The organism is Streptomyces sp. NPDC048349, from assembly GCF_040651925.1.
Taxonomy (GTDB): Bacteria; Actinomycetota; Actinomycetes; order Streptomycetales; family Streptomycetaceae; genus Streptomyces.
Genome location: NZ_JBEZLA010000021.1, coordinates 91,718 through 104,166, shown reverse-complemented (window position 1 = coordinate 104,166; position 12,449 = coordinate 91,718). Strand labels below are relative to the sequence as shown.

The window sequence follows — 12,449 nt, the reverse complement described above, 5'->3', positions numbered from 1 at the left end:
TCAAAGGAACCTCATCCACCGAAGTGGACGGGGTATCAACTTCTGGCGTTGATTTTTGGCACGCTGTTGAGTTCTCAAGGAACGGACGCTTCCTTCGTACTCACCCTCTCAGGCTTTCCTCCGGGCTTTCGTTCTGTGTTCTTGCGTTTCCGACTCTATCAGACTCTTTCGGGCCCGATTTCCTCGGCGCTTTCCAGGTTCTGCGCTTTCGCGCTTTCCCTTTCGGCGGTTCCGACTCTATCAGATTCATTCCGCGCCGTTTCCGGTTTGGATTCGAATTCCGATGGCCTTCGGGGGGCCTTTCCCTTTCGGGTGGATCAGACTTTATCAGGTCTCCCTGGGTCTGGATTCCCACCCGCCCGCATGACTCGAACGGGCACACATGTGTGCCCGGTTGTCGTGCTGGGGTGGAGACGTAAACGTACTGGAGCGGGGCCCCCGGATGCAAATCCGGTTGCCCCGCTCCGGTGACGTCGCTACGGCGAGGGTCAGACCTCGACGACGACGGGGAGGATCATCGGGCGGCGGCGGTAGCTGTCCGACACCCACTTGCCCATCGTGCGGCGGATGAGCTGCTGGATCTGGTGCGGCTCGGCCACGCCGTCGGCGGCGGCCCTGGCGATGGCTTCCTCGATCTTCGCGGCCACCGGCCCGAAGGCGGAGTCCTCGATCCCGGAGCCGCGGGCCTGGATGTTCGGGCCGCTGACGACCTTGCCCGTGGTGCTGTCGACCACCACGTAGACCGAGACGATGCCCTCGTCGCCGAGGATGCGGCGGTCCTTGAGGGAGGCCTCGGTCACGTCACCGACCGAGAGGCCGTCCACGTACACGTAGCCGGCCTGGACCTTGCCGGAGATCCGGGCCTTGCCGTCGATCAGGTCGACGACGACGCCGTCCTCGGCGATGACGATGCGGTCCTTCGGGACGCCCGTCATGGCACCGAGCTCGGCGTTGGCGCGCAGGTGGCGCCATTCGCCGTGGACCGGCATCAGGTTCCGCGGCTTGCAGATGTTGTAGAAGTACAGCAGCTCGCCCGCGGAGGCGTGGCCGGAGACGTGCACCTTGGCGTTGCCCTTGTGCACGACGTTGGCGCCCCAGCGGGTCAGGCCGTTGATCACGCGGTAGACCGCGTTCTCGTTGCCCGGGATCAGGGACGACGCCAGGATCACGGTGTCGCCGGGGACGATCCGGATCTGGTGGTCGCGGTTGGCCATGCGGGACAGGGCGGCCATCGGCTCGCCCTGGGAACCGGTGCAGACCAGCACGACCTCGTCGTCCGGAAGGTCGTCGAGGGTCTTCACGTCGACGACGAGGCCGGCCGGGACCCGGAGGTAGCCCAGGTCGCGGGCGATGCCCATGTTGCGGACCATCGAGCGGCCGACGAACGCGACGCGGCGGCCGTACTCGTGGGCGGCGTCGAGGATCTGCTGGATGCGGTGCACGTGGCTCGCGAACGAGGCCACGATGATCCGCTTCTGGGCGCTCGCGAAGACGCCGCGGATGGCGTTCGAGATGTCGCGCTCGGGCGGGACGAAGCCCGGGACCTCGGCGTTCGTCGAGTCCGAGAGGAGGAGGTCGATGCCCTCTTCGCTCAGACGCGCGAAGGCGTGCAGGTCGGTCAGGCGGTTGTCCAGCGGAAGCTGGTCCATCTTGAAGTCGCCGGTGGCCACGACCAGGCCCGCGGGGGTCCGGATCGCGACGGCCAGGGCGTCGGGGATGGAGTGGTTGACGGCGATGAACTCGCAGTCGAAGGGGCCGAGGTTCTCGCGCTCGCCTTCCTTCACCTCGAGGGTGTAGGGGCGGATGCGGTGCTCCTGGAGCTTCGCCTCGATGAGGGCCAGCGTCAGCTTGGAGCCGATCAGCGGGATGTCCGGCTTCTCCCGCAGGAGGTAGGGGACGGCGCCGATGTGGTCCTCGTGGCCGTGCGTGAGCACGATGCCGTCGATGTCGTCGAGGCGGTCCCGGATGGACGAGAAGTCCGGCAGGATCAGGTCGATGCCCGGCTGCTCCTCCTCGGGGAAGAGGACGCCGCAGTCGACGATCAGCAGGCGGCCGTCGAACTCGAAGACGGTCATGTTGCGGCCGATCTCACCGAGGCCACCCAGGGGGGTGACCCGCAGGCCGCCCTTGGGCAGCTTCGGCGGCGGACCGAGTTCCGGATGCGGATGGCTCAAAAGTCTCTCCTCACCACACGCGCCACGTGCCCCGGAAGGCACGTGGCGCGCATGACATTCGTGCACTTGCTGTTGTCTGTTTCGGTCGTGCTTGTTCAGTTGTGAAGTCTGTTGTCAGAGCTGTACCCCGCCGGCGGCGAGATCGCGCTTGAGCTGGTCCGTCTCTTCGGCGGTCAGCTCGACCAGCGGGAGCCGCAGCGGGCCCGCGGGCAGGCCCTGCAGGTTCAGCGCGCCCTTGGTGGTCATGACGCCCTGGGTGCGGAACATGCCGGTGAAGACGGGGAGCAGCTTCTGGTGGATCTCGGCGGCCTTCTGGACGTCTCCGCCCAGGTGGGCCTCCAGCATGGCGCGCAGCTCGGGGGTGACCACGTGGCCTACCACGGAGACGAAGCCGACCGCGCCGACCGACAGGAGCGGCAGGTTCAGCATGTCGTCGCCGGAGTACCAGGCCAGGCCGCTCTGCGCGATGGCCCAGCTGGCGCGGCCGAGGTCGCCCTTGGCGTCCTTGTTGGCAACGATACGGGGGTGCTCGGCCAGCCGGACGAGAGTTTCCGTCTCGATCGGGACACCGCTGCGGCCGGGGATGTCGTAGAGCATGACCGGCAGCTCGGTGGCGTCGGCGATCGCCGTGAAGTGCCGGTAGAGGCCCTCCTGCGGCGGCTTGCTGTAGTACGGGGTCACGGCGAGCAGGCCGTGGGCGCCCGTGCGCTCGGCCTGGCGGGCGAGCTCGAGGGTGTGGCGGGTGTCGTTCGTGCCGATGCCGGCGACCACGTGGGCGCGGTCTCCGACGGCATCGAGGACGGCTCGTACGAGGTCGTTTTTCTCCGCGTCGGTGGTGGTCGGCGACTCACCGGTGGTGCCGTTGATGATCAGGCCGTCGTTGCCTGCGTCCACCAAGTGGACGGCGAGCTGCTGCGCGCCGTCGAGGTCGAGTGCGCCATCCGCCGTAAACGGCGTGATCATGGCGGTGAGGACCCGCCCGAAGGGGGTCTGCGGAGTCGAGATCGGAGCCATGGGTAACACGCTACTCGCTGCCATGCTCGCAGTGTCCCCTCGGGGGACGCGGGTCCGAGTGTTGGACACCGGCACTGCCTGCTCGGGGGTTCAAGCAGTGCCGGGTCCGTTTGATCAGCCTAGATGAACTTTACGAAACGCCGCAATACGGACACTTAGGACTTGGGTCGTACGTGTGTGCGTGACACATGTAACGGGGCCTTACGGGGCAACGCGCCCGTTGGCGTTGAAGGCCGCGTACGTGAGCGGCATGAGCGTCGCCCAGTGCTGCTCCATCTTCTCGCCGACCATCTCGATCTCCCGCTGGGGGAAGGACGGGACCTTCGCCAGCTCGTGCTGCGTCCGCAGGCCGAGGAAGTGCATGAGCGAGCGGGCGTTGCAGGTGGCGTACATCGAGGAGAAGAGGCCCACCGGCAGGACCGAGCGGGCGACCTCGCGGGCCACGCCCGCGGCGAGCATCTCCTGGTAGGCCTCGTAGGCCTGCCGGTACGAGTCCTCCATGACCCGGCCGGTCAGCTCCTGCTGCGCCTCGGTGCCCTCGACGAAGACGTACTTGCCCGGGCGGCCCTCCTGGACGAGCTTCCGCTCGGCGTCCGGGACGTAGAAGACCGGCTCGAGCTCCCTGTAGCGGCCCGATTCCTCGTTGTAGGACCAGCCCACGCGGTGCCGCATGAACTCCCGGAACACGAAGATCGGGGCGCTGATGAAGAAGGTCATCGAGTTGTGCTCGAAGGGGCTGCCGTGGCGGTCCCGCATCAGGTAGTTGATCAGGCCCTTGGAGCGCTCCGGGTCCTTCTGCAGCTCTTCGAGGGACTGCTCGCCGGCCGTGGAGACGCGGGCCGCCCACAGGACGTCGGAGTCGGCGGCGGAGTGCTTCACCAGCTCCACCGTCACATCACTGCGGAAGCTGGGTTTCAGATCTGAAGCGGCGGTCTCGCTCACCGGGGGTCCTTCCAAACGTGCGTCCTGGGGCGCGCCCACTCTACGTCGCCCCCTGCGGCCCCCCGCGCAGGGCCGCTCGGGACCGCGGCCGGTCCACCGAGCTGACGCGGCGCCAAAAAACTTGGTGAACCTGGCGAAAACGGGCACCGATCGAGCGGCTCGGACGTCCTACCCGGTAGAACCCAAGCCCACCTGACACCACCACCCCAGGGCCGCAGGGCCCCGACCGTGAGGAGAGCCGCTCCCATGTTCAGCCGGCGCGAACCCGTCCCGTTCGCCTTCGTCGCGGAGGCCGACCGCTTCCGCAGCAACGTCACTCCGCCGCCGCGCGAGCGCCTGAGCAAGACCCAGCTCGCCGCCCGTAGTCTGGTCGGGCTGACCGTGGTTGCCGGACTGGCCGGCTCCCTGGTCTTCGGCATGCCCGCACTGCAGCCGAGCAAGGCACCGGAGAAGTCGCAGCAGTCGGAGGCCTCCCAGGGGCGGTAGCCTCACGGTCACAGCCCAACCGAACGTGCATGTGAGTGAGGTCCAGCCGTGCCCCTGCCCTTCCTGACGGCCGACGGTGTGTCCCCCGCGGACGACGACGGCGACGAGGTGCCGGCCCATGCCGACCACGACCGCTGGCGGCGCCCCTACCGGCCGGGTCCCTGGCGGGTGGGCATCGCGGCGCTGCTGCTCCTGCTGTCGGCGTTCATGCTGCTGTCGACGATGATCGTCGCCTTCGCCGGTGCCTGGGGCGGGGCCGCGGTCTGCCTCGTCGCCGCCCTCGCCGTCATCGGCTCGGCGCTGCGGCTGCTGCGCGCGGGAGTCTGGGTGAGCCGTACGGGACTGCGCCGGGTGGGGTTCTTCGGGACCCGCTCGATCGCCTGGGGCGAGGTCACCGAGCTCCGCACGGTGCAGCAGCCGGTGCGCTGGCTCGGGCTGCCGCGGACCGTACAGGGGCAGGCGCTGACCGTGGCCACGCGTGACGGCGCGGAGCTGCCGGCGCTGCTGACCGACCACAACGCCGACTTCCTGTCGCGGGCCGAGGCCTTCGACCGGGCCGCCGACACGGTCGGGGCCTGGGCCGACGAATACCGGCCCGTGCCCGCCTGACCGGCGCCACCCGCGCACCGGGAGCCCGTACGGAAATCAGGCCCGTACGGGCTTCCCGTCATGCAGGGCGATCGCCCGCTGCATGGCCTTGCGCGCCCGCGGGGTGTCGCGGGCGTCGTGGTAGGCGACGGCGAGCCGGAACCAGCTGCGCCAGTCCCCCGGCGCGTCCTCGGTCTCGGCCTTGCGGCGCGCGAAGACCTCGTCCGCGGAGTCCCGCAGGATCCGGCCGTACTGGTCCCGCTCCAGCTCGTCCACGGGCAGGGCGCCCTCGGCCTCCAGCTCGGCCGCGAGCTGGTTGGCCCTGGTGACGAACTGCGTGTTCTTCCAGAGGAACCACACGCCGATGACCGGCAGGATCAGCACGGCCGCCCCGAAGGTGACGGTGAGCCAGGTACCCTGCCGGATCAGCATCAGGCCCCGGCTGCCGACCAGGACGAAGTAGACGACCAGGACGGCGGCCGTGAGGAAGTACGTGATCTTCGCGCGCATGGGAGTACTACCGGATCAGCCGAGGTCGAGGAAGTGTTCCAGGCCGAAGGTGAGGCCCGGGGTCTGCGTCACGCGGCGGGCGCCGAGCAGGATGCCCGGCATGAAGCTGCTGTGGTGCAGGGAGTCGTGACGGATGGTCAGGGTCTCGCCCTCGCCGCCGAGCAGCACCTCCTGGTGGGCCAGCAGGCCGCGCAGGCGGACGGCGTGCACCGGGACGCCGTCGACGTCCGCGCCGCGGGCGCCGTCGAGCGCGGTGGCGGTGGCGTCGGGCTGGGTGCCGAGGCCGGCCTCGGCGCGGGCGGCCGCGATGAGCTGCGCCGTACGGGTCGCGGTGCCCGAGGGGGCGTCGACCTTGTTCGGGTGGTGCAGCTCGACGACCTCGACGGACTCGAAGTAGCGCGCGGCCTGGGCGGCGAACTTCATGGTGAGGACGGCGCCGATGGAGAAGTTCGGCGCGATGAGCACACCCGTCTGCGGGGAAGCGTCGAGCCAGGTGTTCAGCTGGGCGAGGCGGTCCTCGTTCCATCCGGTGGTGCCGACCACTGCGTGGATGCCGTGGCGGATGAGGAAGTCGAGGTTCTCCATCACCGAGGCGGGGGTGGTCAGCTCGACCGCGACCTGGGCGCCGGCCTCGGCCAGCGTCTCCAGCTTGTCGCCGCGGCCGAGGGCCGCCACCAGCTCCATGTCTTCGGCGGCCTCGACCGCCCTGACCGCTTCGGAGCCGATGCGGCCCTGTGCGCCGAGGACTGCCACGCGCAGCTTGCTCATGTTGCCTGCTTCCTTCTACGTGCGTACGGGACTAGGCAACCGCTTCGTGGAGACGGGCTGCCTGCTTCTCCTTCAGCGGGCCGATCGCCGCGAGCGAGGGCCGCTGGGCCAGTACATCCTGTGCGACCGAGCGGACGTCGTCCGGGGTCACCGAAGCGATCTTGGCCAGCATGTCGTCGACGGACATCTGGTCGCCCCAGCACAGCTCGCTCTTGCCGATGCGGTTCATGATCGCGCCGGTGTCCTCCAGGCCGAGGACGGTCGACCCGGAGAGCTGGCCGATGGCCCGCTTGATCTCCTCGTCGGTGAGTCCGTCGGAGGCGACCTTGTCGAGCTCGTCCCGGCAGATCCGCAGCACGTCGGGGACCTGGTTGGGGCGGCAGCCCGCGTAGACGCCGAAGAGGCCGGTGTCGGCGAAGGCCGAGGTGTACGAGTACACGCTGTAGGCCAGGCCGCGCTTCTCCCGGACCTCCTGGAACAGGCGCGAGGACATGCCGCCGCCGAGAGCGGTGTTGAGCACGCCCAGCGCCCAGCGGCGGTCATCCGTGCGGGCCAGGCCGGGCATGCCGAGGACCACGTGGGCCTGCTCGGTCTTGCGGTTCACCAGCTCGACGCGGCCGGAGGTGCGGATGCGCCGGGCGCCGCTGCGCGGGCCGATCGGCTCGGCGTCGGTGCGGGTCAGCGCGCCGGCCTTCTCGAAGGCGGCGCGGACCTGGCGCACGACCTTGTTGTGGTCGACGTTGCCGGCGGCGGCCACCACGAGGTGGGTCGGGTCGTAGTGCTTCTTGTAGAAGCGGCGGATCCGGTCGGCGCCCAGGGCGTTGATCGTCTCGACGGTGCCGAGGACGGGCCGGCCCAGGGGGGTGTCCCCGTACATGGTCTGGGCGAACAGGTCGTGGACCATGTCGCCCGGGTCGTCCTCGGTCATCGCGATCTCTTCGAGGATGACTCCGCGCTCGGCGTCGACGTCCTCCTCGCGGATCAGCGAACCGGTGAGCATGTCGCAGACCACGTCGATGGCCAGCGGGAGGTCGGTGTCGAGCACCCGGGCGTAATAGCAGGTGTACTCCTTCGCCGTGAAGGCGTTCATCTCGCCGCCGACCGCGTCGATCGCGGCGGAGATGTCGAGGGCACTGCGCTTCTCGGTGCCCTTGAAGAGGAGGTGCTCCAGGTAGTGCGTGGCCCCGTTCAGCGCGGGCGTCTCGTCACGGGAGCCGACGTGCGCCCAGATGCCGAAGGTGGCGGAGCGGACGGAGGGCAGCGTCTCGGTGACGATGCGCAGTCCGCCGGGCAGGACGGTGCGGCGGACGGTGCCGATGCCGTTCTGCCCCTTGAGAAGGGTTTGGGTACGGGCGACGGCCCGCCCCTCCGAAGAGGGGCGGGCCGTCACACGGGAACTACGCGACATCACTTGTCGGAGTCGTCCTTGTCAGCCTCGTCGCCGGCAGCCTCGCCGTCGATCACGGGGATCAGGGAGAGCTTGCCGCGCTGGTCGATCTCGGCGATCTCCACCTGGACCTTGGTGCCGACCGCGAGCACGTCCTCGACGTTCTCCACGCGCTTGCCACCGGCGAGCTTGCGGATCTGCGAGATGTGCAGGAGGCCGTCCTTGCCCGGGAGCAGGGAGACGAAGGCACCGAAGGTGGTGGTCTTGACGACCGTACCCAGGTAGCGCTCGCCGACCTCCGGCATGGTCGGGTTGGCGATGCCGTTGATCGTGGCGCGGGCGGCCTCGGCGGCCGGGCCGTCGGCGGCACCGATGTAGATGGTGCCGTCGTCCTCGATCGTGATCTCGGCGCCGGTGTCCTCCTGGATCTGGTTGATCATCTTGCCCTTGGGGCCGATGACCTCGCCGATCTTGTCCACGGGGATCTTGACGGTGATGATCCGCGGGGCGTTGGGGGACATCTCGTCCGGCGTGTCGATCGCTTCCATCATCACGTCGAGGATGTGGAGGCGGGCGTCGCGGGCCTGCTTGAGGGCCGCGGCCAGGACGGAGGCCGGGATGCCGTCGAGCTTGGTGTCCAGCTGGAGCGCGGTGACGAACTCCTTGGTGCCGGCGACCTTGAAGTCCATGTCGCCGAAGGCGTCCTCCGCACCGAGGATGTCGGTGAGGGCGACGTAGTGGGTCTTGCCGTCGATCTCCTGGGAGATCAGGCCCATGGCGATACCGGCGACGGGGGCCTTCAGCGGCACACCGGCGTTCAGCAGCGACATGGTCGAGGCGCAGACCGAGCCCATGGACGTCGAACCGTTGGAGCCGAGGGCCTCGGACACCTGGCGGATCGCGTACGGGAACTCCTCGCGGGTCGGCAGGACCGGCACGATGGCGCGCTCGGCGAGCGCGCCGTGGCCGATCTCGCGGCGCTTGGGCGAGCCCACGCGGCCGGTCTCACCGACGGAGTACGGCGGGAAGTTGTAGTTGTGCATGTAGCGCTTGCGGGTCACCGGGGAGAGGGTGTCCAGCTGCTGCTCCATGCGCAGCATGTTGAGGGTGGTGACGCCCAGGATCTGGGTCTCGCCACGCTCGAACAGCGCCGAGCCGTGCACGCGCGGGATGGCCTCGACCTCGGCGGCGAGGGTACGGATGTCCGTGATCCCGCGGCCGTCGATGCGGACCTTGTCCTTGATGACGCGCTCGCGCACCAGGGCCTTGGTCAGGCTGCGGTAGGCGGCGGAGATCTCCTTCTCGCGGCCCTCGAAGGCCGGGAGGAGCTTCTCGGCGGCGATCTCCTTGACGCGGTCCAGCTCGGCCTCGCGGTCCTGCTTGCCCGCGATGGTCAGCGCCTGGGAAAGGTCGCCCTTGACGGCGGCCGCGAGGGCCTCGTACACGTCGTCCTGGTAGTCCAGGAAGACCGGGAACTCGCCCTCGGGCTTGGCGGCCTTGGCGGCGAGGTCCGACTGGGCCTTGCACAGGACCTTGATGAACGGCTTCGCGGCGTCGAGGCCCGCGGCGACGATCTCCTCGGTCGGCGCCTCGGCGCCGCCCTTGACCAGCGCGATGGTCTTCTCCGTGGCCTCGGCCTCGACCATCATGATCGCGACGTCGCCGTCCTCCAGGACGCGGCCCGCGACGACCATGTCGAAGACGGCGTCCTCGAGCTCGGTGTGCGTCGGGAACGCGACCCACTGGCCCTTGATCAGCGCGACGCGGACGCCGCCGATCGGACCGGAGAAGGGCAGGCCGGCCAGCTGGGTGGACGCGGACGCGGCGTTGATCGCGATGACGTCGTACAGGTGGTCCGGGTTGAGCGCCATGACGGTGGCGACGACCTGGATCTCGTTGCGCAGGCCCTTCTTGAAGGACGGGCGCAGCGGGCGGTCGATCAGGCGGCAGGTGAGGATCGCGTCCTCGGAGGGCCGGCCCTCGCGGCGGAAGAAGGAGCCGGGGATCTTGCCGGCCGCGTACTGCCGCTCCTCGACGTCCACCGTCAGGGGGAAGAAGTCGAGCTGGTCCTTGGGCTTCTTCGACGCGGTGGTGGCGGAAAGCACCATCGTGTCGTCGTCCAGGTAGGCAACGGCGGAGCCGGCGGCCTGGCGGGCCAGACGGCCCGTCTCGAAGCGGATGGTGCGGGTGCCGAAGGAACCGTTGTCAATGACGGCCTCGGCGTAGTGGGTCTCGTTCTCCACTAGCGTTTTCTCCATTTTCGTCGTCTCCGTCCGCCGCCCGTGTGGCGGTGGACGGTTGCGGAGAAGCGCTCCTGGCCTGGGGGCCGGTCTTCGATCGAAGCACCCGGTTCGGTGCCCGTGGGGCATTCCGGGTGCCACTACCGAGGACCGGCGGCGTAGGGAGGGCGCTCCTCCTCTTCAGTTGTGCGCGTCTTCCTCAGACACGCACGTGCGTCCTTTCCAGATTACAAAGGGTCCGGTCCGGTCCGCACGTACAGCAAAGGGAGCGGCCCCCGGATGTGGGAACCGCTCCCTCCACAGCGCTTTACTTGGCGCCGGCCGCACCGCGGCGGATGCCGAGGCGCTCGACCAGCGTACGGAAGCGCTGGATGTCCTTCTTGGCCAGGTACTGCAGCAGGCGGCGACGCTGGCCGACCAGGATCAGCAGACCACGACGGGAGTGGTGGTCGTGCTTGTGCGTCTTCAGGTGCTCGGTCAGGTCCGAGATGCGGCGGGACAGCATCGCGACCTGGACCTCGGGGGAGCCGGTGTCGCCCTCCTTGGCACCAAACTCTGCGATGATCTGCTTCTTCGTAGCGGCGTCGAGCGGCACGCGTACTCCTCGTTAGGTCTTCGTTGCCACCGAGTGCCCCAGGTCGAATTCTCTGGGGATCTTCCGTAACTCGGGAGGCGGGGTCCGCTGAGCGCAGCCTCCAGAGGGTTCCGGGGGCGCGTACACAAACGGCCGTCACACAGCGTACCAGGCTGCCGGGTCACGGCGTCTCAGCTGGTGAGAGCGCGGGCCCGGGAGTAGACGTCCAGCACGGCCAGGGCCAGGGGGACCAGGCTGAGCAGGACCGCCGCCTCGGTGAGGTCGAGCAGCCTTCCCCAGAAGGGTGACAGACCCTTGCGCGGGATGACAAGCGCAATACCGGCGAGGAGGGCCGCGCCGGCGGCGACGGCGGCGGTCAGCCAGATCGTGCGGAGGTCCAGGCCGCTGTGGTCCTGCTTCAGGACCAGGGCTTCGACCAGGTCGGCCGGCGGGTGCAGGGCCAGGCCCAGGATCAGCAGGGCGACGGCGACGAGCCCGGCGGCCAGGGCGCACACCACCTGGGAGGTGTAGCGGAAGAGCCGGGCGCGCAGCAGCATCGCGAGGCCGGTGGCGAGGGCCAGCAGCCGGCCCCAGGTGTTGTCGGAGAAGCCGAGGACGGCGGCGGCCCCCACGGCGACCGCGGCGCATCCGCCGACCAGGCCGAGCAGCATCTCGTGGCCGCGGCGGGCCTGGGCGGCGATCTGCTCGGCGTCCAGGGGGGCGCCCTGGTCGTGCTGGTCGGAGCCGGACGGGTCGCCGTACGGGTCGGTCTCGTAGCGGTCCGGGTTCCCTGCGTGGTCGACGTACTCCTCGGTGGCGCTCTGCGGGGCGGCGTAGCCGATCGGCAGGCGGGCGAAGCGGGCGGAGAGGCCGGGGAGGAAGGCGACCAGGCCGATGGCGACGGGGGCGCAGGCGGCGGCGGTGGCGGTCGCGGAGGCCTCGGTGGCGATGGCCGTGAAGGTGGCCAGGGTGCCGGTGGCGGCGACGAAGGTGGCCGCGACGAAGGGGGCGTCGCCGCTGGGGGTGAGCGCGACCAGGGCCACGGAGGCGACGAGGACGCAGACGCAGCCCAGCAGGAACTGGAGCCGGCCGGGGCCCTGGCCGGCGGCGGGGGCGATGATCCCGGATCCGGCGATCAGCAGGTGGGGCAGGGCGCTGAGGCCGAGGGCGACGGCGGAGCCGCGGTCGCGGTAGACGCGGGCGCGGACGCCGGCGACGGCGGTCAGCAGGACGCCGACGGCGGCCGCGATGATCCCGGGCAGGCCGTGCATGTCGTGGCGCAGCGGGTCCGCGTACCAGAGGACGAAGCCGAGCATGACGAGGAGGAGTGCGGCTCCGGCCAGGCCGGCGCCGCGCAGCATGTCGTCGCTCCAGCGGTGCCGGTCGCGGACGACGGCCGAGGCGACGGCGTCGGAGACGTCGTCGAAGACGGCGGGCGGCAGGGACTCGGCGAAGGGGCGCAGGCTGAGCACCTCGCCGTCGAGGACCTGCTGGGCGGCGAGGGTGCGGGCGCCGTCGAGGACGGTGCCGGAGCGCCGTACGAGGTGGAAGCCGGTCGGGGCGCCGACGGGCTGGGTCTGGCCGGTGAGTCGCAGCAGCTCGGGGTAGACGTCGGCGACGGCGATGTCCTCGGGGAGGGCTACGTCGATCCGGCTGTCCGGGGCCACGACGGTGACCCTGCAAAAACCCGTCGTCCCGGCCGTACTCACCTGTGTGACCCCCCTTGTCGCTGCCCGCGGCGGCGGACGATTCGCGGATGCGCATAC

11 protein-coding genes are annotated in these 12,449 nt (G+C 69.8%); 2 read left to right on the top strand and 9 right to left on the bottom strand.

What is annotated here, in order from left to right:
* Positions 1–488 precede the first annotated feature (488 nt).
* The 3 genes from AB0D44_RS14580 to thyX all read right to left on the bottom strand — a co-directional run bounded on the left by AB0D44_RS14580 (position 489) and on the right by thyX (position 4,130).
* Positions 489–2,174 carry a ribonuclease J gene (locus AB0D44_RS14580; protein WP_362589632.1) on the bottom strand — a complete coding sequence of 562 codons (1,686 nt, stop codon included), beginning with the start codon at positions 2,172–2,174 and terminating at the stop codon, positions 489–491.
* A gap of 114 nt (positions 2,175–2,288) precedes the next feature.
* On the bottom strand, positions 2,289–3,188 hold the full coding sequence (dapA, locus tag AB0D44_RS14575; protein ID WP_362589629.1) for a 4-hydroxy-tetrahydrodipicolinate synthase: 900 nt from the start codon (positions 3,186–3,188) through the stop codon (positions 2,289–2,291).
* 201 nt (positions 3,189–3,389) lie between these two features.
* Entirely contained in the window at positions 3,390–4,130 is a 741-nt protein-coding gene (gene thyX, locus AB0D44_RS14570; protein WP_362589626.1) for an FAD-dependent thymidylate synthase, read from the bottom strand.
* Positions 4,131–4,376: 246 nt separating this feature from the next.
* Between thyX and AB0D44_RS14565 the strand changes: the two genes are divergently transcribed.
* Positions 4,377–4,616 (top strand): hypothetical protein, encoded by a 240-nt coding sequence (locus AB0D44_RS14565; protein WP_215148807.1) that lies wholly within the window; start codon positions 4,377–4,379, stop codon positions 4,614–4,616.
* A 48-nt stretch (positions 4,617–4,664) separates the two neighbouring features.
* Entirely contained in the window at positions 4,665–5,225 is a 561-nt protein-coding gene (locus tag AB0D44_RS14560; RefSeq protein ID WP_362589623.1) for a PH domain-containing protein, read from the top strand.
* Positions 5,226–5,261: 36 nt separating this feature from the next.
* Here the strand turns inward: AB0D44_RS14560 and AB0D44_RS14555 are convergent, their stop codons facing one another.
* The 6 genes from AB0D44_RS14555 to eccD all read right to left on the bottom strand — a co-directional run bounded on the left by AB0D44_RS14555 (position 5,262) and on the right by eccD (position 12,392).
* Entirely contained in the window at positions 5,262–5,714 is a 453-nt protein-coding gene (locus AB0D44_RS14555) for a hypothetical protein (RefSeq protein WP_362589620.1), read from the bottom strand.
* A 15-nt stretch (positions 5,715–5,729) separates the two neighbouring features.
* Positions 5,730–6,482 (bottom strand): 4-hydroxy-tetrahydrodipicolinate reductase, encoded by a 753-nt coding sequence (gene dapB, locus AB0D44_RS14550; RefSeq protein WP_362589617.1) that lies wholly within the window; start codon positions 6,480–6,482, stop codon positions 5,730–5,732.
* Between the two features lie 31 nt (positions 6,483–6,513).
* Positions 6,514–7,893: a pitrilysin family protein gene (locus tag AB0D44_RS14545; protein ID WP_362589614.1), complete on the bottom strand. Its 1,380-nt coding sequence runs from the start codon at positions 7,891–7,893 to the stop codon at positions 6,514–6,516.
* Positions 7,890–10,112, bottom strand: coding sequence for a polyribonucleotide nucleotidyltransferase (locus AB0D44_RS14540; protein ID WP_362589644.1), 2,223 nt, complete (start codon positions 10,110–10,112; stop codon positions 7,890–7,892). Before AB0D44_RS14540 ends, AB0D44_RS14545 begins: the two co-directional genes overlap by 4 nt.
* Positions 10,113–10,416: 304 nt before the next feature.
* The gene (gene rpsO, locus AB0D44_RS14535; protein WP_007266917.1) at positions 10,417–10,704 is read right to left on the bottom strand and encodes a 30S ribosomal protein S15; all 288 of its coding nucleotides are present in this window, start codon (positions 10,702–10,704) and stop codon (positions 10,417–10,419) included.
* A 170-nt stretch (positions 10,705–10,874) separates the two neighbouring features.
* Positions 10,875–12,392 carry a type VII secretion integral membrane protein EccD gene (gene eccD, locus AB0D44_RS14530; protein WP_362589611.1) on the bottom strand — a complete coding sequence of 506 codons (1,518 nt, stop codon included), beginning with the start codon at positions 12,390–12,392 and terminating at the stop codon, positions 10,875–10,877.
* Between the last annotated feature and the right edge of the window lie 57 nt (positions 12,393–12,449).

Bases quoted from the DNA above. Each gene is read 5' to 3' on its own strand.
- dapA (WP_362589629.1), bottom strand. From the start codon at position 3,188: ATGGCTCCGATCTCGACTCCGCAGACCCCCTTCGGGCGGGTCCTCACC.
- AB0D44_RS14565 (WP_215148807.1), top strand. From the start codon at position 4,377: ATGTTCAGCCGGCGCGAACCCGTCCCGTTCGCCTTCGTCGCGGAGGCC.
- AB0D44_RS14555 (WP_362589620.1), bottom strand. From the start codon at position 5,714: ATGCGCGCGAAGATCACGTACTTCCTCACGGCCGCCGTCCTGGTCGTC.
- dapB (WP_362589617.1), bottom strand. From the start codon at position 6,482: ATGAGCAAGCTGCGCGTGGCAGTCCTCGGCGCACAGGGCCGCATCGGC.